General features: G+C 70.5%; 18 protein-coding genes and 3 tRNA genes. 12 read left to right on the top strand and 9 right to left on the bottom strand.

Annotation, left to right across the window (positions count from 1 at the left end):
• Nucleotides 1-206 precede the first annotated feature (206 nt).
• Nucleotides 207-279 (bottom strand) — tRNA-Arg (locus ACFYPR_RS16265).
• Nucleotides 280-314: 35 nt separating this feature from the next.
• Nucleotides 315-405 (bottom strand) — tRNA-Ser (locus ACFYPR_RS16260).
• 134 nt (nt 406-539) lie between these two features.
• Here ACFYPR_RS16260 and ACFYPR_RS16255 point away from each other — a divergent pair.
• Entirely contained in the window at nt 540-1,916 is a 1,377-nt protein-coding gene (locus ACFYPR_RS16255; protein WP_387260586.1) for a hypothetical protein, read from the top strand.
• 3 nt (nt 1,917-1,919) lie between these two features.
• Here the strand turns inward: ACFYPR_RS16255 and ACFYPR_RS16250 are convergent, their stop codons facing one another.
• The gene (locus ACFYPR_RS16250; RefSeq protein ID WP_355133741.1) at nt 1,920-2,690 is read right to left on the bottom strand and encodes a CPBP family intramembrane glutamic endopeptidase; all 771 of its coding nucleotides are present in this window, start codon (nt 2,688-2,690) and stop codon (nt 1,920-1,922) included.
• Nucleotides 2,691-2,834: 144 nt separating this feature from the next.
• Here ACFYPR_RS16250 and ACFYPR_RS16245 point away from each other — a divergent pair, with 144 nt between their 5' ends.
• A complete protein-coding gene (locus ACFYPR_RS16245) occupies nt 2,835-3,950 on the top strand; it encodes a globin domain-containing protein (RefSeq protein ID WP_387260583.1) in 1,116 nt (371 codons plus the stop codon).
• A gap of 69 nt (nt 3,951-4,019) precedes the next feature.
• Here the strand turns inward: ACFYPR_RS16245 and ACFYPR_RS16240 are convergent, their stop codons facing one another.
• Nucleotides 4,020-5,549 carry a peptide deformylase gene (locus ACFYPR_RS16240; RefSeq protein ID WP_387260581.1) on the bottom strand — a complete coding sequence of 510 codons (1,530 nt, stop codon included), beginning with the start codon at nt 5,547-5,549 and terminating at the stop codon, nt 4,020-4,022.
• 331 nt (nt 5,550-5,880) lie between these two features.
• On the opposite strand from ACFYPR_RS16240, the gene ACFYPR_RS16235 reads away from it, so the two are divergent.
• Complete coding sequence (locus tag ACFYPR_RS16235) at nt 5,881-6,663, top strand: IucA/IucC family C-terminal-domain containing protein (protein WP_387181452.1); 783 nt, start codon at nt 5,881-5,883, stop codon at nt 6,661-6,663.
• A gap of 32 nt (nt 6,664-6,695) precedes the next feature.
• Here ACFYPR_RS16235 and ACFYPR_RS16230 read toward each other — a convergent pair whose 3' ends face one another.
• Nucleotides 6,696-8,525 carry a hypothetical protein gene (locus tag ACFYPR_RS16230; protein WP_387260578.1) on the bottom strand — a complete coding sequence of 610 codons (1,830 nt, stop codon included), beginning with the start codon at nt 8,523-8,525 and terminating at the stop codon, nt 6,696-6,698.
• A 211-nt stretch (nt 8,526-8,736) separates the two neighbouring features.
• Here ACFYPR_RS16230 and ACFYPR_RS16225 point away from each other — a divergent pair, with 211 nt between their 5' ends.
• The gene (locus ACFYPR_RS16225; protein ID WP_354857265.1) at nt 8,737-9,447 is read left to right on the top strand and encodes a class I SAM-dependent methyltransferase; all 711 of its coding nucleotides are present in this window, start codon (nt 8,737-8,739) and stop codon (nt 9,445-9,447) included.
• Nucleotides 9,448-9,511: 64 nt separating this feature from the next.
• Here ACFYPR_RS16225 and ACFYPR_RS16220 read toward each other — a convergent pair whose 3' ends face one another.
• Complete coding sequence (locus ACFYPR_RS16220) at nt 9,512-10,054, bottom strand: YbhB/YbcL family Raf kinase inhibitor-like protein (protein ID WP_354857267.1); 543 nt, start codon at nt 10,052-10,054, stop codon at nt 9,512-9,514.
• A gap of 167 nt (nt 10,055-10,221) precedes the next feature.
• Here ACFYPR_RS16220 and ACFYPR_RS16215 point away from each other — a divergent pair, with 167 nt between their 5' ends.
• The 5 genes from ACFYPR_RS16215 to ACFYPR_RS16195 all read left to right on the top strand — a co-directional run bounded on the left by ACFYPR_RS16215 (nt 10,222) and on the right by ACFYPR_RS16195 (nt 12,956).
• Nucleotides 10,222-10,353, top strand: a complete 132-nt coding sequence (locus ACFYPR_RS16215) for a hypothetical protein (RefSeq protein WP_387260577.1) — start codon at nt 10,222-10,224, stop codon at nt 10,351-10,353.
• A 47-nt stretch (nt 10,354-10,400) separates the two neighbouring features.
• Nucleotides 10,401-10,892: a helix-turn-helix domain-containing protein gene (locus ACFYPR_RS16210; RefSeq protein ID WP_387260575.1), complete on the top strand. Its 492-nt coding sequence runs from the start codon at nt 10,401-10,403 to the stop codon at nt 10,890-10,892.
• A gap of 24 nt (nt 10,893-10,916) precedes the next feature.
• A complete protein-coding gene (locus ACFYPR_RS16205; RefSeq protein WP_387260573.1) occupies nt 10,917-11,066 on the top strand; it encodes a hypothetical protein in 150 nt (49 codons plus the stop codon).
• A 224-nt stretch (nt 11,067-11,290) separates the two neighbouring features.
• Complete coding sequence (locus ACFYPR_RS16200; RefSeq protein ID WP_387260570.1) at nt 11,291-12,208, top strand: DNA-processing protein DprA; 918 nt, start codon at nt 11,291-11,293, stop codon at nt 12,206-12,208.
• A gap of 28 nt (nt 12,209-12,236) precedes the next feature.
• Entirely contained in the window at nt 12,237-12,956 is a 720-nt protein-coding gene (locus tag ACFYPR_RS16195; protein WP_387260567.1) for a phosphoribosyltransferase, read from the top strand.
• A gap of 256 nt (nt 12,957-13,212) precedes the next feature.
• Here the strand turns inward: ACFYPR_RS16195 and ACFYPR_RS16190 are convergent.
• A tRNA-Ser gene (locus ACFYPR_RS16190) sits at nt 13,213-13,299 on the bottom strand.
• A gap of 201 nt (nt 13,300-13,500) precedes the next feature.
• On the opposite strand from ACFYPR_RS16190, the gene ACFYPR_RS16185 reads away from it, so the two are divergent.
• On the top strand, nt 13,501-14,478 hold the full coding sequence (locus ACFYPR_RS16185; RefSeq protein WP_387260565.1) for an NAD(P)H-quinone oxidoreductase: 978 nt from the start codon (nt 13,501-13,503) through the stop codon (nt 14,476-14,478).
• Here ACFYPR_RS16185 and soxR read toward each other — a convergent pair.
• Nucleotides 14,461-14,916, bottom strand: coding sequence for a redox-sensitive transcriptional activator SoxR (gene soxR / locus ACFYPR_RS16180; protein ID WP_387260562.1), 456 nt, complete (start codon nt 14,914-14,916; stop codon nt 14,461-14,463). The genes ACFYPR_RS16185 and soxR overlap by 18 nt on opposite strands.
• 59 nt (nt 14,917-14,975) lie before the next feature.
• A complete protein-coding gene (locus ACFYPR_RS16175) occupies nt 14,976-15,680 on the bottom strand; it encodes a glycosyltransferase family 2 protein (protein ID WP_355063487.1) in 705 nt (234 codons plus the stop codon).
• Nucleotides 15,681-15,804: 124 nt separating this feature from the next.
• Between ACFYPR_RS16175 and ACFYPR_RS16170 the strand changes: the two genes are divergently transcribed.
• Both ACFYPR_RS16170 and ACFYPR_RS16165 read left to right on the top strand, forming a co-directional pair.
• On the top strand, nt 15,805-17,991 hold the full coding sequence (locus ACFYPR_RS16170; protein WP_387260560.1) for a glycosyltransferase family 39 protein: 2,187 nt from the start codon (nt 15,805-15,807) through the stop codon (nt 17,989-17,991).
• A 211-nt stretch (nt 17,992-18,202) separates the two neighbouring features.
• Nucleotides 18,203-19,804, top strand: a complete 1,602-nt coding sequence (locus tag ACFYPR_RS16165; RefSeq protein ID WP_355133759.1) for a ricin-type beta-trefoil lectin domain protein — start codon at nt 18,203-18,205, stop codon at nt 19,802-19,804.
• Nucleotides 19,805-19,842 lie beyond the last annotated feature (38 nt).

Here is a 19,842-nt window from a genome sequence, read left to right as displayed (position 1 = left end):
GGTCCGCTTGACGTGGCACCCCCGGGCGGTGGCCCGATCCCCGGGGAACGCGTCAACGGCGAACAGGTCGCCACGGTCACGCTCGTCGGCGTTGAGGTGGAGCAAGTTGATCTTGGCCATGCGCGGAGAGTAAGAAGGTCTTCACAGTCCTGGCTAGACAAGAAGAAGCCCCCTAGCGGCCGTTGGGCCTGCTAGGGGGCTGTATGTGCGCCCGAAGGGACTCGAACCCCTAACCTTCTGATCCGTAGTCAGATGCTCTATCCATTGAGCTACGGGCGCTTGTGCTCAGCCAGTCTACACACCCGGCTTTCGCGCGGAGACTCCGGGATTCGAACCCGGGAGGGGCTTTAAGACCCCAACCGCATTAGCAGTGCGGCGCCATAGACCAGACTAGGCGAAGTCTCCCTGGTGATCCGCAGACCACCGCGCCCGAGGATACAGGTCGCCACCCACCGGGAGCAAAACGACTTCCGGGGTACGGCCCGGTCCCCGTGTTTCACCCCTGTGCGGCGGCGTGATCGGGACTACGCTCCATCGATATGCAGGAGCAGCCGCCGAGCGAGCCGACCCGTCGAGAGCCTGCTGAAAGAGCGCGTCGACGCTCTCCGCGGCCCACCTTCACGCCGCCGACCGCCGCCGAGCAGCCCGACGAGACGACTGCGCCGCCGGCAGCCGCTCCGGCGAGCCCGCGTCCTCGACGGGCCAAGGCTGCCCCGGCCGTGCTGTTCCAGCCACCGGACCCCGAGCGCCCCCTGCCCCGCCAGCCGCGCCGCTCGTCTCCGGCATCGAGCGTCCCACCCGCCGCCGACCAGGCCAGCCCGCCACCTGACGCCTCACCGGCGGGCCAGGCCGGCCCACCGAATGACACCCCAGCCCGCGACCAGGCCGGCCCGTCGGTGAACACCCCGGCCGATGAGCAGGCCAGCCTGCCGGAGACCGCCCCAGCCACCGACCAGGCCAGCCCCTCCGACGGCACCCCGGCAGCGGAAATGGACCAGCCGGGCAACAAGCGGGCGACCCCCAAGGCCACCCCCAGCAAGAAGGCCACCTCAGCCGAGAAGGCCCTCCCGGCCAAGAAAGCCACCCCCACCCAGCGGGCCACCCCAGCCAGGCAAACCGCCCCGGCCGACGAGATCACCCCAGCCAGGAAGGTCACCCGAGCCAGGAAGGCCGCCCCGGCGATCAAGCGCAACGCCACGCCCGCGCAAGCCACCTCGGCGCCGCAGCCCTCGACCGCCATGGCCGGAGCAGAGCACGACCCGGTGCCGGCTTCGGGGCGTACCCCGGAATCGGATGTGCGGGCGGTGATCGCCCGCCTGCGCGACCACCCGGGCTTCGCGCCGGAGTTGCTGGCGCTGGAGGCGGTCCGGGCGCTCGGTCCGGGCGCCGCCGAGTGGGCGCAGCGGCTGCGGGCCCGGTATCCGGACGCGCCGGCGGACGGCCTGGCGCGGCTGGCGACCCGGCGGTACGTGCGGGCGGCGGGCGCGGGAGGGGCGGCGGCCGCGCTGGCTGGGCTCTTCGCGCCGCTCGCCGAGCTGGCCTCGGTGCTCTGGACCCAGTCGAACCTGGTGTTGCGACTGGCTGCGGTGTACGGCAAGGATCCGACGCACAGTGACCGGGCCGCCGACCTGCTGGTGCTCACCCTTGTGCATCCGGACGCGACGAGCGCGCAGGAGGCCCTGCTCGCGGCACAGACGACTGGCGATCCGGTCGAGGGCGCCTGGCCGAGGGCGGCGGAGGCCGCGTGGCGGCTGGCGGCGCCGCTCACCGCCCAGGCGGGCGGGTGGGTGGCGTTGCGGTTGGCGTCCCGCCTGTTGCCGGGTGCGGCGGTGGTCGCCGCCACGTTGGGTGACGCGGCGGCGGCCGATCGGTTGGCCGCCCGTGCGGTGGCGGCCTACCGGCCGGGCCGGCGCTGAGGGTCAGAGCCAGGTGAACCAGTCGCGGGGCAGCAGCGCGTAGCCGACGAAGGCGACCACGTCGAGCAGGGTGTGCGCGATGATCAGCGGCAGCACCCGGCGGGTTCGCAGGTAGAAGAGGCTGAACACGACGCCCATGATCGCGTTGCCGACGAACGCGCCGAAGCCCTGGTAGAGGTGGTAGCTCCCGCGCAGCAGCGCACTGGCCGCGATGATCGCGGCGAGCCGCCACTGGAGCTGGCGTAGCCGGGTGACCAGGTAGCCGACCACGATCACCTCCTCCAGCAAGGCGTTCTGCACGGCGGAGAGGATCAGCACCGGAACCGCCCACCAGACGTGCGGCAGGGCCGCCGGCACCAGCGTGGCGTTGATGCCGAGCTGTGCCGCCGCCCAGAACAGGGCCAGGCCGGGCAGGCCGATCAGCGCGGCCAGGCCGGCACCCCGGGCCAGGTCCTGGCCGGGCCGCCGCGCGTCCAGGCCGAGGGTCCCCACCGGGTCGCCGGGGTCACGGCTGAGCAGGTGTACGGCGAGCAGCACGGGCAGCAGCGCGAAGACGATGCCGAGGAGCTGGTACGTCAGGTCCAGCCAGGGTCGGGCCGACGCCGAGGTGTTCAGTGACGCGGTCTGCTTGGAGAGCGGCCCCTCGGCGGTCAGCTTCGCGATGATCGAGACCACCGCGTAGACCGCGGACTGGCCGAGGGAGAGGCCGAGGACCAGCAGCGTCTCGGTCCCCAGGACTCGGCGGGACACCGGGCGGGTCAGCTCAACGGTCACCGCACCACTCTGCCCGACGGACGGCACGGCGGACACGGCCGATCGGCCGGCGTGAACCGATCGCACATTCTGTGCGACCGGTGAGCACGCTCCGTGGAGATTCTATGAGCGCCCGATCCGCTGCCGTCTGGAGAAGGAGCACCGGTGGACAACGTCGCACGGTTGCTGAAGGAGAGCTGGACCCTCGTCGAGGAGGACCGGGAGCGGCTGAGCGGGCACTTCTACGCCCGACTGTTCCTGCTCGACCCCGCCCTGCGGCAGCTCTTCCCGGTGCAGATGACCGGCCAGGGTGACCGCCTGCTGGAAGCGATCATCACGGCGATCCACACCGTGGACGACCCGGAGAGCTTCGACGAGTTCCTGCGAGCGCTGGGCCGGGACCACCGCAAGTACCACGTCGACGACCGGCACTACGCCACGATGGGCGTCGCGCTGCTCGATGCGCTGCGCAGCACCGCCGGCGACGGCTGGAACCTGGAGTACGACCAGGCGTGGCGGGACGCGTACGCGGCGATCGCGGCGAAGATGGTGGCCGGGGCGGCCGACGACGACAACCCGCCGTTCTGGCACGCCGAGGTGCTGACCCATGAGCGGCACGGCTCGGACCTCGCCGTGCTGACCTGCCGGGCCCTGCAACATCCGCTGTCCTGGCGGGCGGGCCAGTACGTCAGCCTGGAGCTGCCCCGCTTCCACCCGCGGGTGTGGCGGAACTACTCAGTGGCGAACGCCCCGAACGACGACAACGTGCTGGAGTTCCACGTGCGGAGCCCCGGCGCGGGGTGGGTGTCCGGGGCGCTGGTCCGCCGCGTACAGCCCGGGCACCTGCTGCGCCTGGCGGCGCCGATGGGGTCGATGACCCTGGACCGCACCTCCGAGCGGGACATCCTCTGCGTGGCCGGCGGCGTCGGGCTGGCGCCGATCAAGGCGCTGGTGCAGGAGCTGGCCAGCTACAACCGGACGCGCTGGGTGCATGTCTTCTACGGCGCCCGGCACGCGACGGACCTGTACGGGCTGGCTGGCCTGCAGGAGTTGGTGGCCGCGCACCCGTGGTTGTCGGTCACCGCAGCGTGCAGCGACGACCCCGACTTCGACGGCGAGTTGGGCGACATCCCGGACGTGGTGGCCCGGTACGGCCCGTGGACGACGCACGACTGCTACGTCTCCGGGTCGGCGCAGATGGTCCGGTCGACGCTGCGGGTGCTGGCCGCGGACGAGGTGCCGCCGCCGAACATCCGCTACGACACGTTCGGCGATCTCTAGACGTTCCTCCCCCCACACCGGGGCGCGTGCCCCTGCCCCCTGGGGCACGCGCCCCGGTCCCCGCCCTGCTCAGTAGCGCCAGGGTTGCCCCGTCTCCCGGTATTCCTCCACCGGCACCAGCGGCACGCCGGGCGCCATCCGGTCGACGTAGAGCCGCCCCTCCAGGTGGTCGATCTCGTGCGCGACGAGCCGGGCCATGCCGAACTCGAACGAGGTGATGATCCGGCTGCCGTCGTACTGGGCGTGTTCCACGTCGAGTCGCAGCGGTCGGGGCACCAGACCGCGGTGGTCGAAGAAGGAGAGGCACCCCTCGTACTGCTCGTCGGTCTCCGGGTCGGCGTCGACCACCCGGGGGTTGAGCAGGACGACCGGTTCCGCCGTCCGGTCGGGGGGTCGGACCACGGCGGCGGCGCGGCCGACGCCGAGCTGCGGTGCGGCGATGCCCCCTCCCTTGTTGAACGGGTGCAGCTCGTCGAGCCGGGACAGCGCCATGGTGAGTCGGTCCACGACGTCCCGGGCCACAGGTTCCTCGCCGGGCAGGTCGAACTGCCGGACCTGCTGGCGGAGGAGGTCGGCCCCACGCTGGACGATGCCGATCCCGCGCATCCGCTCGCTGGGGCGGACCCGGGTGCCGCCGGGACCGACGTCCGGGTCGGCTTCCGGCCGAGCCCGGAAGCGCCACTGCATCCGGTAGCGGGCGTTGAGCGGCGGGGCGTCGGTCTGCCAGTCGTAGATCGCCCGGTCGCCCTCGTCGCGACGCTGCGGCGCCGTCCGCAGCGGGCCCTCCTCCGCGGAGAGCGAGGTTTCCACGCCCCAGACCTGCGGGTCGAGGGCCACCGGCAAATCCAGGCGTACGGCGAGGTGCCGCGTGGGCAGCCGGACGGCCCGCTGGAACCAGGGGCCCCACTTCTCGTGCCCGACGCTGTACGCGTACTCGATGATGGCCCGGTCGCCGGGGTAGAGCGGGAAACGCCGTTCGCCGTTCTCGAAGAGCAGCCAGATCTCCTTGAACGCGTCCCGGTCGTGTTTCGCCCGCCAGTGCATCGGCTCCGGGTCGCCGGCGCCGTCGTCGCGGCGGGCCTGCAGTTGCAGCTCGGCGAAGGTGAGCGGGTGTTCCCGGTGGTGCCGGTTGGAGCGACCGGGGTCGTTCGGGTAGCGGTCCACCGCGACGCGGACGAGGTAGCGGGTGACCGGCTCGGTGCCGGCGTTGTAGAGCTCGCGGCGGATGACGCACCGGTAGGCGTCGTCGGTGTGGGTGAGGGTGGCCAGTTCCCGTTCGACGACGAGGCCGGTGCCGGGGGGCAGCCACTGGCCGGGCAGCGGGGGTTCGCGGTGCGGTTGGCCGGACCGGGCGTGCCGGAGGTCGTCGTACTCCCGGAAGCGCTGCCAGATCGCGCCGCTGGCCTCCAGGACGGCCTCGGCACGGCGGGCGAAGTCCTCGGTCGGGCGGTGTCGGCGTCCCTCGACGTGGCTGACGTAGGACGGGTCGAACCCCATCAGGATGGCCAGTTGCTTCTTGGACAGGCCTCGCCCGGCACGATGGCGGGCAAGCTCGGCCGCGAAGGAGTCGGCAGCCCGTTCGAGGGGTGACGTCGTCATCGGCTTCCTCGTGGCCGGGAGTATTAGTTTCACGTTCCGTGGCGAAGCGCACACGCATCTGCCACCTTGTCGACACAACGCTTGACAATCCACCGACGGTGATCGATCCTGCGGCGGCGTTTTCGGAGGCCGGGCGCGGGTAGTACGCCGGGGCGCGGAGCGCTGCTCCCGCCGGGAGCCGAAGTGACCCGGACCTCCCGATCCGACCGAGGCAAGGCTTCCCTTAGACCGGCAGGCGTGGTTAGGCTAGCCTTAGCTCAGGACGACGCTGCTCGTCCGCCGGGGCACGCTCCCGGGCTCGCGGACGGGGGATGACACGGTGACAGCGGTGATGCCGAGGCGGGACGTGACCGCCACGCCGCTCGCCCCCGTCACCGCGGCGCTGCGGGCCATGTTCGGCACCGACGACCTTCCCGGTCTCGCCCGGGGCCTGCTGGTCGACGACGAGTTCGGTTGGACGCCCGCCACCACCCTGATCGACGGCACCCGCCTGCCGGAGTTGCTGCACGCGGCCAGCGTCCGCTGGGGTGGCACCCCGCACGCCTGCGCCGCGCTGGCCTGGAAGTCGTACAGCTACTGGACGGCGCTGCCGGTCGTGCTCGGCTGGGCCTCGGCCCGCCGGGTGCCGCTGCTCGACCCGTCCGACGTGCTGATCCACTTCGAGGACCACCGGCCCCTGCTCACGCTGGGCCTGCGCCACGGCACCACGGTGGCCGTGCTGCCGAGCGACCCGCTGGCGCTCTCCGGCCTGCCGGAGGTACGCGTCGTCGCCGGCGAGGCCGAGTTGCTGGCCGAGCTGCGTGCCTCCCTGCTCGACGCCCACCTGGCGCCGCTGATCGCGGCGATCCAGGCGGAGGTGCGGGTGGGCACCCGGACGCTGCTCGGCTCGGTCGCCTCCGGCATCGCGCACGGCATCCTCCGGGCCGCGGACGCGCTGCCGGGCTCGACGGTGCAGAGGATCGACACCCTGCTCGGCGCGCTCGACCTGGCTGACCTGGTCGAGCTGGTGCCCGGCCCGACCGGTGAGCCGAGCGTGCAGCGACGCACCTGCTGCCTGGCCTTCACGCTGCCCAGCCCGAAGGTCTGCCAGGGCTGCTGCGTCCGGCAGGGCTGATCCCGCGAGTCCAACTCCCGGGCCGGCCCCGCTCAGTCGGTCAGCGGCCGGACGTCCCACACCCAGACGCCGCCGGTGAAGACCGGTTGGATCCCGGTCAGCTCGGTCATTCCGCGACGCAGTTCCATCTCGTGCTCGTGCGGCCCGAGGATCACCACGCCGGCCCGCCAGTAGCGCAGGTCGTCTACCGCCTTGACCCGGTCCTGCGGGGTGATCGGCGGCACCGCACCGGTGCGTCGGATGGTGGCGAAGAAACTGCTGGTGGGCCGGGGCGGCGCGGTGAACAGCGCGACCTTCGGCGGCTCCGCGCTCGGGCGGGTGTCCGGTCCGAGGAAGTAGCCCCGGGCCAGCGGCATGTCCAGCCGGGTCGCGGCGGACCAGCGCAGCGGCTCCGCGTAGTTCGTGTCCGGCAGCGGCAACGTCACCACGCTGCGCCCACCAGCCACGTACGGCCGCCACGCCCCGCTGGTCACGAAGGTGGGGACCGGGTCCAGCTTCACCACGGGCAGCGGGGTGGGCAGGATCGGCAGCAGGGCCATCGTCAGCACTGTCGCGGTGACGAAGCGGATCTTCGGCCGAGCGGCCGGATGCGTACGGGCCAGCTCGCGGGCGCGTTCGGCGCCGTAGGCGAGCAGCACCCCGACGATCGGGGTGATCGCCAGCGCCCACCGGGTCGGCACCACCGAGTGCAGGATCGGCAGATTCTCCAGCGCGGCCCAGGGCCCTGGCACGCCGGTGCCGTGGCCGGCGAAGCGGATCTCCCGCCCGAGCGAGAGCATCGCGAAGAGCAGCCCGAGCCCGGCCAGCGCGAGCACCACCACCGACCGTCGCAGCCACCAGACGAGGGCGACCACCAGCACGAGCAGCGACCAGCCGAAGAAGCTGTTCTCCTCGGTCGGGTTCTTGGCCAGCCCGGCGGAGGTGCGCGGGCTGCCGGCCAGCGATTCCCGGGAGTACGCCACGAACGAGGCCAGGTCACTGGAGTAGCCGCGGATCAGGCTGGACAGCCCGGAGTAGGCGCCGGGTCCGAAGAACTGCACGTACAGCGGGTACGCCAGCAGCAGACCCGCGACCACCGCGGCGACGGCCAGGCCCGCGAAGAAGGACCGGGCCCGTGACCGCAGGGCGGGGCGGCCGAGGGCCAGCGCGCCGACGATCACGCCGAGCCCGATCGCGGTCATCAGCAGGATCTCCAGGTTGAGAAACGCCTGCCAGACGATCACCAGAGCGAGCAGCACCCCGTTACGCAGCCAGCGGCCGGGTTCGGCGAGCCGCAGCGTACGCCAGATGATCAATGGGACGACGAACTGCGACACGATGTTCGGGTGCCCGTTGCCGTGCGACACCATGGCCGGCGCGAACGCGCAGAAGCCCGCGCCCAGCCAGGCCGGCCCCCGTGCTCCGACCAGGACGCGGGAGAGCAGGAAGTACCAGGCGGTGGCGGTGGCGATCATTCCAAGGGTGAGAAAGAGCAGGAATGCCGCACGTGGCCCGAACAGCAGGGTGACCGGCGTCATTGGCAATGAAATGGATAATACGGACGTATTTGCCATGAGGTTGACGCCGTCCGGCACGTTCATCTGATCGGATTGGAACGGGTACGCAAAATGCGTGACCACTCGCGCACCGTGCGCCATCATCCATTCGAACTGTGACTGGTCGGAGCGGTTGTCTCGCACTCCGCTGCCCGGGTCCCACCAGAGACGCCCGGTGACCCAGAAGCCGAGCACCACGAAGCTCAGCACGGCGGCCAGATCGGCCCACTTCCCGTTACGGCGCAACCGATCGCCGCCGCCGGCCTCCTCCACCGGCGACGCGGTGGCCGGGCCGTCGCCGGGCGCGTCCGGTTCGGGAGTAGTCATGACAATTCATAGGGTAGTCAGCGTATGGCGGTGCCGTGACATGTTTCGGGGTACTGCCGTACTATGTGCCGGGTTCGCCGACCGCCGATCACGTGCCCACCCCCCGACCGCAATTCGGCCAACCGCTCCCCCGATTCTTCTGCCATCCAAGCGGATGATTCACTCTGTCGGTCCAGGCACGGTTCGAGTTCATATCGTGAGGAATCGACGCATGGCAGAAATCACTGGGGATCAGCGCGTCCAGTCCGAGGTGCTGGAGGGCCTGGCAACGGCCGTCAACCACCGCCGCTGGTTCGTCGAGCTGGCGGTGCCGTACCTCGGTGACGACCCGATCGAGATCGGCAGCGGCCTCGGTGACTACGCGCTGGAATGGTCGCAGCGGCTGCCCCGGTTCACCGCCACGGAGGCCGACCCCGACCGGCTGGTGCAGCTCAAGGAGCGCCTCGCCGCCCAGCCCGGCATCGACGTCCGGCAGATGCTGCTCCCGCACAACGACCGGGGGGACTACAGCGCCGCGGTCTCGTACAACGTCCTGGAGCACATCGAGGACCACGTGGGCGCGCTGCGCAGCATGCGCGACCTGGTCCGCCCCGGCGGCGCGGTGATCATCATCGTGCCGGCGTTCCAGTTCGCCATGAGCCCGGCGGACATCGCCACCGGCCACGTCCGCCGGTACACCAAGAAGACGCTCGGTGCGGCGATGACCGAGGCCGGCCTGACGGTGGAGAAGATCCACTACGCCAACGCGCTCGGGTTGATCGGCTACTTCATGGCCACCAAGGTCTTCCGGCTGATGCCGAAGGAGGGGCCGATGGTCAAGGTGTACGACACCCTCGTCCTCCCCGCCACGAAGGCCGCCGAACAGGTCGTCCGACCCCCGTTCGGCCAGTCCGTCTTCGCCGTGGCCCGCGTCCCCGCCTGACTCACCCCGCCCCGCGATCTTGCACTCGACCGTGAACGGACAGTGCAAGATCGCGGGGTACGGATCATTCCTTGATCTGGTGCGTGGGGCGGATCACCGCTCTCGCGAGGGTGTGGAAGGTCAGGTTGAAGCCGACGTAGGCCGGGCTCGCGTCCGGGGTGAGGTCCAGGCGGTCGACGTCCAGGGCGTGCACCGCGAAGACGTACCGGTGCGGGCGGTCACCGGGCGGCGGCGCCGCCCCGCCGTAGCCCTGCTCGCCGTAGTCGTTGCGGACCGAGAAGGCCCCGCCGAGGTCGGTGCCCGCCGCGGCGCCCGCGCCGGTGGGCAACTGCGTGACGTCAACCGGCACGTTCACCAGCACCCAGTGCCAGAAGCCACTGCCGGTCGGGGCGTCGGGGTCGTAGCAGGTTACGGCGAAGCTCTTGGTCTCGGCGGGGAAGTCCGACCAGGTCAGCTGCGGGGAGACGTTCTCACCACCGGTGCTGCCATGCGCGTGCCGGGAGTCCATCGGCTCGCCGTTCTGCACGTCGTCACTCGTCAGGGTGAACGAGGGCACGGTCGGCAGCAGCTCGTACGGGTCCGGGGCGATCGGTCGTTCGAGGGTCATCGGGACGGCGTCCTTCCGGTCTGGGTAGATACCTGCCCTTCATACCCCGTTCCGGGCCAACGAACGACCGGCTGCGTCGGTTGTCCGGCAGCACCGGCCGGACGCTATGGTTGGCAGCCTGCAACTTTCCACGGGGGAAATACTTGCTAGGGATCTGGCGCGATTTCGTGGTCGCCGTCGTCACCGCGCTGCGCAAGCCGGACGAGCAGGCGCTCGCCGAGGAGCGCCGTCGCGCGATCGGGCGACTGGCCGACGAAACGATCCGCGAGACCCGACGGGACGAACCCGAGGGTACGTAGCCGCAAAGCGAGTTGTGTTTTTAGCGTTTGTAGCGCATGCTCCAAGCATGGTGACGACGGGTGAGGACCTTCTGACCACCGGTCAGGTTGCCAAGCTGCTGGGATCTTCGCGCCAGCAGGTCGTCAACCTGTGTGAACGTGGAGAACTGCCGTTCGTGAAGGTCGGCGCGCATCGGAGGATCAAGCGCGGCCAGGTTGAGGCGCTGCTGCGCCCGAAGCCGGAACTGACTCGTGACCAGCTCAAGTCGCTGTGGCTGCACCAGGCGGTAGCGGGCAGTTTGGTCACCGACCCGGACGCGGTACTGAGCAAGGCCCGAGTAAATCTCGACCGACTCCTGCGGCAGCACCGAGGAACCATGACCGAGGTGTGGCCGAAGCGCTGGCAAGACAAGATCAACGAGGGTGTGAACGCGGTCCTCAAGGCGCTGACCTCGGATGACCCGGAAGCTGTGGAGCTACGACAGAACTCGCCCTTCGCTGGGGTCCTGTCACAGCCACAGCGCAAGAAGGTTCTTGAGTCCTTCATCCGCAGTGGCTGAGAGCGAGCGGCGTGAGAATGGCCGATGACCGGCGTCGACGCAGGGCGTTCCCGGCTGCACCTGCGCCTGACCGTCAATCCGACCCGGCACGGCGTCCGCCCCATCGGCCGGGTCAGCAACGACGGCGGGACAGTGCTGCCGTTTCCCGACCGATTTTCTGGCGTTGTGGTGTGAGTCGCTGTACGTGTCTTCGCTGGTGCGGAGCCGATCCAGGCTCACGGCGAACAGCGCGCCAGCGTGCCGCTTGAGCCGGGAGGCTGGACAATGGCGCGATCGTGGCCAAACGGAAACCGTCGTACGCCTGTACGAGACTTAGAGTCAAAGGCCAACCGAAGGGAGGAGCGGCAATGAGCCCCGTGTCGCTGCCGCCTGCACAGAGCACTCCTAGGATCATTGCCATGCCGGATGACCGCCAGGCCCAAGTAGCAGCCCTCGTGGCGCTGCTGCGCAGGCCTGGCGCTCGCTGGACAGAGATAGCCGCCGAGGTGCTTACCGAGGGCAGCGCTCTGACCGTCCTGCGGCGCCAACTTGGCGCGGGCGAGACCCTGTTTGCTGACGACCCGATCCAGGACGCGCTGGACGCTGCGCGGAACGAGCTGCAAGCGTGGGCGGTAGACGGGATCGGCATACATACGCTGCTCGATGACACCTATCCCGCGCGGCTGCGCGATATTCACCAGATGCCGCCAGTCGTGTTCACGCGGGGAACCCTCGCTGAGGATCGCCGAGCGGTGGCAGTGGTCGGAACGCGTAAACCCACTGACCAGGGCATCGGTATTGCTCAGACTTGCGCCACCGCGCTGGCAGAATCGGGTATCACCGTCGTGTCAGGTCTTGCCGCGGGCATTGACACGGCGGCACACACGGCAGCGCTGCGCGCGGGTGGACGCACGGTCGCGGTCATCGGCACCGGCGTAAATAGGTACTATCCTGCCGGAAACCGGTCATTGCAGAATCAGATCGTAAAAGACGGGCTAGTGCTCAGCCAGTTCTGGCCAGAGGCACCACCGGGCAAGCATACTTTCCCCATGCGGAACGCAGTCATGAGCGGCTATGCCGCCGCGACAGTCGTTGTCGAGGCGGCATATCGCAGCGGAGCGCGGATGCAAGCCCGACTTGCTCTTCAGCACGGACGACCTGTGGTTCTTGCTGATTCGCTTCTCCAGCATGACTGGGCACGTGAGTACGCCAAGCGACCGGGCGTGTATGTCGTGTCAACGGCTAACGAGCTGGTTGCAACGGTTGACCACATCGTGCGACAGATACCTGATTCGCCTCAGGCACTTGAGGGTTTGCCGCGCCTTGTCGATCTTTAGACAATGGGCGGAGGCCCAGCATGACGAGATGCAGGTGGTCGAGCGACAGCGCAACTATCTGCGCAACCCGCTGCCACCAGGAGATGGCATCTGCGCTGTCTGTCGCAGCAATGCAGGCAATGGCTTCGAGGTGTGTTACCAGTGCGGCCAACATCGCTCGGCATCTGGCGGATTCCAAGCGGACATCGTTGCTCCGATCGCCTACTCGGTCAAAGGCTCCCAGCACGATCACAGCCTGATCGCCTACAAGGCCATGCAGAGGTCGGCCATGGCGATGCAAAACCTCTCGTCACTGGCGGTTCTGTATCTCGCCTATCACTGGGATTGTTTCTCAGCCGCTCTCGATGGCGCGTTTACCCATATAGTTACGGTCCCCTCCACGCGGGGGCGGCAAGGTGAGCACCCGCTGGAGACCATCGTCGCTAAACGTTTGAACCTCCCCGCTCTCCACGCCGTCTCAAACTCCGCCTACAGCGCGGACGATCGCAGCTTCCACGCCGACCGCTTCTACCTGCCGGAGGGCAGCGCAGCCGGCGGCAGAGTGCTTCTTTTGGATGACACCTGGACGACGGGAGGGCGGGTGCAGTCGCTGGCATTCGCTCTGAAGGCGGCCGGCGCAGTAGCCGTTGCAGCGGTGGTCATCGGCCGGAGAGTCAACCCCGACTTTGGCCCGTCGAAGCCGTTAGTTGATCGGCTGCGAACCGCGCCCGAGTTCGACCTCACCCGCTGTGCACTAGACGACGGGTAGTTAGCGGCTACCCGCAGGCGTCTACCTCTGATTGACGCCCGCACCGGGGCCTTCCCATACCGCCCACTCGGCCTCGCGCCGAGTGGGCGGTGTGCCTTTGCGTGCCGAAGGCTTCCCCCGTAGCGGGCTGCTACCTGGCCACGCTCGCATCGAGGCATCAGCCGACAAACCCCCAAACGGCGCGCTTCGCGCGCTCACTTCCCGGTGGCCATTGCCGCGCGGCGCTGGTCAGAGGGCATTTGTGCTGCTCGGGACGCGGAGGGTGTGGGATTCGAACCCACGAAGACATCGCTGCCTTACCGGTTTTCAAGACCAGCGCCATCGGCCACTAGGCGAACCCTCCCGGACCGCCACCCGCGGGTGTACGGCCGTGGACAGTCTGCCACGTCACCCACCGGTCGGCTCGGCGTCCCTCCCTGAATGCGCCGGCCAGGCGGGTGACGAGGCGTCCACAGTGGCCGCCGCGGGGCCACGCCTGCGGCGCCGGCGCCCCGGCACCGGGGTGCGCCTGCGTCCCCCCGGGGCATCGGGTAAGACTGAGGCCATGCGAGCCATCACCGTTCCGCAGCCCGGTGGACCCGACGCGCTGGTCTGGGCCGAGGTCCCCGACCCGGAGCCCGGTCCGGGCGAGGTGATCGTCGCGGTGCGGGCCAGCGCGGTGAACCGCGCTGACCTGCTGCAACGGCAGGGGCAGTATCCGCCGCCGCCGGGTGCGCCCCCGTACCTCGGGTTGGAGTGCTCCGGGGTTATCGACGCGATCGCCCCGGAGGTGACCGGTTGGGCCGTCGGCCAGGAGGTCTGTGCGCTGCTGGCCGGCGGCGGGTACGCCGAGCGCGTCGCCGTGCCCGCCGGGCAGCTGCTGCCGGTACCGGCCGGCGTCGACCTGGTCGACGCCGCGGCGCTGCCGGAGGTGGCCTGCACGGTCTGGTCGAACCTGGTGGGGGTGGGCCGGCTCGGCTCGGGTGACACGCTGCTGGTGCACGGCGGGGGCAGCGGGATCGGCACGTTCGCGATCCAGTTCGGGGCGGCCCTCGGCGCCACGGTCCTGGCGACCGCCCGCGCGGCCAAGCACCCCCGCCTGCGCGAACTGGGCGCGGCGGACACGATCGACTACCGGGAGCAGGACTTTGTCGAGGAGGTCCGCAAGGCCACCGACGGCCACGGCGCGGACGTCATCCTCGACATCATGGGCGCGTCCTACCTGGGCCGGAACGTCGCCGCGCTGGCGACCGGCGGCCGGCTCGTGGTGATCGGGCTGCAGGGTGGTCGCAAGGCCGAGCTGGATCTCGGTGCGCTGCTGACCAAGCGGGCCAGCGTCGCGGCGACCACGCTGCGCTCCCGACCGCTGGCCGAGAAGGCGGAGATCGTCCGGGGCGTACGCGATGAGGTGTGGCCGTTGGTCGAGGCCGGCGCGATCCGCCCGGTGGTGGACCGGCGGCTGCCGATGGCCGAGGCTGCCGAGGCGCACCGGCTGATCGAGTCGAACGACCACGTCGGGAAGGTGCTACTCACCATCGGATGAGGCGCGGGGCAGCATGAGCCGGGCACCGGGGCCCTCGCCGGCCAGCGCGTCCCCCGGGTTGTAGAGCGTGCAGCGTTGCAGGGACAGGCAGCCGCAGCCGATGCAGCCGTCCAGGTCGTCGCGGAGTTTGGTGAGCAGCCGGATCTTCTCGTCCAGCCGGCCGCGCCAGCTCGCGGAGAGCCGCTCCCAGTCCTGTGGGCTGGGGGTACGGCCGCCGGGCAGCGACTCCAGCGCCGCGCGGATCTCGTCCAGCGAGACGCCGACCTGCTGGGAGATCCGGATGAAGGCGACCCGTCGCAGTTCGGTGCGGGCGTAGCGGCGCTGGTTTCCGCCGGTGCGATTGGCGCGGATCAGACCGAGCCGCTCGTAGTAGCGCAGCGCCGACGGCGCGACGCCGGAGCGGACGGACAGCTCGCCGATCGTCAACGAGTCCTGCATCACCGGGTCCTTGAGTTGAAGTGGACTTCAACTCAAGGCTAGCCCGAACGGATGAGCGCTCAGCGGGTCGCGGCGGCGGGACGGCGGCGTGCGCGCTCGCGACCGAGGATCCAGATCGCCTCGACGCCGTCCTTCCAGGTGATCTTCTTGCCCTCTTCGCGGCCGCGCGCCCGGTAGCTGATCGGCACCTCGTACGGGCGGATCCGGCGGCGCAGCAGCTTGCCGGTCACCTCGGCCTCCATGCCGAAGCCGCGCGAGCGCACCTCCAGCGACCGGTAGAGCTCCACCGGCATCAGCTTGAAGCAGGTCTCCAGGTCGCCGATGTACGAGTTGAAGAGCACGTTGGCCGCCATCGTGACGCCCTTGTTGCCCATCACGTACCAGAAGCTGTAGGCGCTGTGGCTGCCGAAGGTGCGATTGCCGTAGACCACCGTGGCCCGCCCGTCGAGCACCGGGGCGAGCAGCTTGGGGATGTCCTGCGGGTCGTACTCCAGGTCGGCGTCGAGGATGACCATGTATTCGCCCTCGGCGCTGTCGACCGCCGTCTTGATGGCCGCGCCCTTGCCCGCGTTGCGCTGGTGGGTGATCACCCGTAGGCGGGCGTCGTCGGCGCGGCCGAGGACCTCGCCGGTGCCGTCCCGGCTGCCGTCGTCGACGACGACCAGCTCGATCTCGCAGGGGTAGTCAACCGCCAACGCCTGCTTGAGGGCATCCGCGATGCGTTCTTCCTCGTTGTAGACCGGCATGAGGATCGAGAGCTTCACGGGAATCTCCACGGTGGCGACAACACGTCGGGCCTAGCCTAGCCTGGCTGGTCAGCCCGACGGTGGCCGCCACCGTCGGACAGTCGGCGTGGCGGGCTCAGCGCGATGGTGTTTACTTCCCGCCATGTCGGCTGCCGGCTCCCTGCTCGCGGTGCTCCCCGCCGCCTCGGTGCTCCTGCTCACGGTCGCGACGAAGCCCCGCGGGGTCGACGCGGTGTCGCCGTCACGGCTCGCCGCGGTGCGCGCGGCCCTGGTCGCCGGGGCGTACGCCGTGCTCGTCGTCGAGGTGCTCGGCGCGCTGCACGCGCTGACCCGGCCGGCGTTCGTCGCCGCCTGGCTGCTCTTCCTGCTCGCCACCGCGACGGCGGTGGGCCTGCGCTGGCGCCGGGAGACGCCGGCCGCCGAGGTGCCCGCCGCGACGTCCCGGCGGGTGCCGGTCGGCGCGGCGGTGACCGCCGGCGGCGGCCCGGAGACGTCCGTCCCGCTCGCCGACCGCGGCCCGGCCGGCGGGCGCGACGCCACGCCGGTCCCGACCGGTGAGGTACGCGCCGGCCTGCGCAGGGCAGCCGAGATCTGGCGTACGGCGAGTCGGGGCGAGCGGCTGCTCGCCGGCGGCATCGGGGGACTGGTGCTGCTGGAGTTGCTGGTCGCGCTGCTGGCCGAGCCGAACAACTTCGACTCGCAGACCTACCACCTGCCCAAGGTCGAGCACTGGGTGGCCCAGGGTGATTTGGACTTCTGGCCCACCGCCATCCACCGGCAGGTGACCATTCCACCCGGCGCGGAGTACCTGCTCCTGCACCTGCGCCTGCTCACCGGCGGAGACGCGCTGCACAACCTGGTGCAGTGGGCCGCCGGGGTGCTCTGCCTGCTGGTGGCCGCACGGATCACCGCGCAGCTCGGCGGCGGCCGGCGGGCTCAGTTGATCACCGCATTCGTGCTGGCCAGCACCCCGATGGTGGTGCTCCAGGCGACCAGTACGCAGACCGACCTGGTCTGCGCGGCGTGGGTGGCGTGCGCGGCGACCCTCGTCCTGGACGGGCTGCGTCGGCGGACCGGTTGGGGGACGCTGCTGGGCCTGGGCGCGGCCACCGGGTTGACGGCGGTGACCAAGACCAGTGGCCTGATCGCGGTGGGTCCGCTGCTGGTGCTGTGGGGACTGGCCCAGCTCCGGCTGGCCCTGGCCGACCGGGCACCGGCCGCCCGTCGGGTTCGGCCGGTCGCTCCGGTGGCCCGCGTCGTCGGTGGCTCGGCGCTGATCCTGGTGGTGGCGGCGCTGGTGGTCGGCCCGTTCCTGACCCGGGTGACCGCCGAGTTCGGGCATCCGCTGGGCCCCCCGCGGCTGCGGGAGTCGATCCCGATGGAACGGCACGATCCGGCGTCGATCCTGGTCAACGCGCTGCGGATCGGGCACACGGCGTTCGACACGCCGCTGGCGCCGCTGCGCAGCGCCAGCGCGGACGCGATCATCGAGGGCGCGGACGTGATCGGTGTCGACCCTCAGGACCGCGCGATCACCTTCGGTCGGGAGGTCTTCCCGGTGCCCGCCTGGTATCCGGACGAGGACCGGGTGGCGTTCCCGATCGCCGGGGCACTCGCGTTGCTCGGCGCGCTGGCCGCGCTCGTCCGCCCGCGCCGGCTCGACCCCGGGCAGGTGGGTCCGCTGCGCTCGTACGCCGTGGTGGTGCTGACCACCGTGCTGCTGCACACCGCGATGCTCAAGTGGCAGCCGTGGGGTAACCGGCTGCTGCTCTACGCCCTGGTCCTCGCCGTGCCGCTCGCCGGTTTGTGGCTGGACGCGCTCCTGCGCCGCCACGCGAGCCCGGAGCCCGGGGTGACGGCACGGCGGCGGTCGGTGGCCACCGTGGCGACCGTCGCCGTGTTGGCCACCTCGGCGCTGGCCGGGGTGCTGGCGCTGTCGTACGGCTTCCCGCGCCGGCTCGTCGGCTCCGGCTCGGTCTTCACCACCTCGGACTGGGACACCCGGTTCGTGCGCCGGCCGCAGTGGGCCGACGAGTTCCGCTGGGCCGCGGCGGCGGTCCGCGACAGCGGCGCCCGGCGGATCGGGCTGGTGGAGCAGAACGACAACTGGGAGTATCCGTGGTGGCTGCTGCTGCGCCAGCCGGACGGCGGCCCGCCGGAGCTGGTGTCGTTGCAGTCGGTTCTGCCGGAACGGCCGCCGGCCGACCCGGCCTCGGTGGACGCGATCGTCTGCACCGGCAGTCAGCCGGCCTGCGCCAAGCTGGTTCCGGCCGGCTGGCGGTTGGAGTTCCGCGGCTACGTGGGCTACGCCCTGCCGCCCGGCCGCTGATCGCCGGATGCTCGGGCCGAGCCGAGCCGAGCCGAGCCGAGCCGAGCCGAGCCGAGCCGAGCCGAGCCGAGCCGAGCGCCCGGATCGTCCGATCCGGGCGGTTCTGCATCCCGCGCGCAAGGATCCGAGGCGCATTCACATCTGTTGATCCGCACGTTACCGTCTGGTAACTCAATCGACCTCCCACGATTGAGCCGAAAGGAGTGTGTCGATGCCTGCCACCCCCGCCAGGCCCAAACGCGCGACCCGACGACGGGCCACCACCGTCGCCGTCGCCGTCGCCGCTCTCGTCCTGCCGATGCTCGCCGGACCGGCCGCCCCCGCCACCGCCGCCGACCGACCCGCCGTTGCACCACTCCCGGCCAACCTGGAGGCCATCCGGGCCGCCGAGGCGACCGCCCTCTACGGCAGCCCCGCGATCCGCCCGATCGAGCAACGCCGCACCGCACTGATCACCATGGGCGACAGCGAGATCTCCGGCGAGGGCGTCGGCAACTATGTCCCCGGCACCCACCAGGCCGGCAACTGGTGCGACCGCTCATACGACCAGGCGGTGTTCCGCACCGGCATCCCGTCGGACGCCCAGTACAACCTCGCCTGCTCCGGCGCCACGCCGTGGAACCTCATCGCCGGTGGCCCGACGCAGCACAACGAGCTGAACCAGGGCGACTACCTTGGGATCAAGGCGCGCAACACGCACGTCAAGCTGATCTGGGTGGTGGTCGGCGCAAACGGCGACGGCACCATCCAGTTCGGCCCGGTCGCCACCGACTGCGCCATACGCCGGGTCTTCTTCCAGGGCGCCTGCTACCCCACCTACACCGACCAGTGGACGATCCGCACCGACGGCAGCCGCCAGGCCGTGACCGACGCGCTCAACGACATCCGGCAGACCATGACCAACGCCGGCTACCTGCGCTCGGACTACGAGCTGGTGCTGATGTCCTACCCGAGCCCGGGCAGCCCCGACGTCGAGGACAACCCGAACTTCCCCGGCTGGTACTCCGGCGGTTGCCTGCTCTACCTCGCCGACGCCGCGTTCGCCCGGAACAAGGCGGTGCCGCTGTTCGAGTCGGCGCTGCGAACCGCCGCGGCGAACACCGGCACCCGCTACCTCGACGCGAGCCGGCTCTTCCACGGCCACGAGGCGTGCACCGACAACACCTCGGTTCGCGGGCTCTACATCGAGGTGGGAATCTGGGACGAGAACGCCGCCCGGCAGTCGTTCCACCCCAACGCCCGCGGGCACGGCATGTTCGCCCAGTGCATCACGCAGTTCTGGAACTCCGGGCAGCAGCGGGCCAGCTGCGTCGACCCGGCCAGCACCGGCAGTGGTGTGCTCTACCCGGGCCTGCTGGAGTTCAAGCAACTGCGCAACCTCGCCACCGGCACCTGCGTCGACGGCAAGGGGTACGACTCCCGCAACGGCACCCCCCAGCAGCCGTACACCTGTCACGGCGGTCGTAACCAGGGCTTCTGGTACGACTCCGCCCGGCGCTCGCTGCACTCGGAGCTGTCCCACGACCGGTGCCTGGACGTCTCCAACAGCTCGATGACCGCCGGCACCGCGGTCAACGTCTACGACTGCAACGGCACCGCCGCCCAGCAGTTCGTGTTCGCCGGCAACCAGCTCAAGCCGGCGAGCGCCAGCAACCTCTGCGTGGCGTTCGACAACCCGTGGCTGGGCACCCCCCGGTTGCGGTTGGCCACCTGCTCCAGCAGCACCCGCCAGCAGTGGTCGTACGAGTCGCGCAGCTTCGCCAACCCGGTCGGCTACGGTCACGACGACTTCATCGGCTCCCGCGTCTACTGAGACAGTGACGGGCCCCCGGGCGTACACCCGGGGGCCCG

The organism is Micromonospora sp. NPDC005254 (genome assembly GCF_042872525.1).
Classification (GTDB): domain Bacteria; phylum Actinomycetota; class Actinomycetes; order Mycobacteriales; family Micromonosporaceae; genus Micromonospora.
This window is presented reverse-complemented; position numbering and strand designations above follow the sequence as displayed.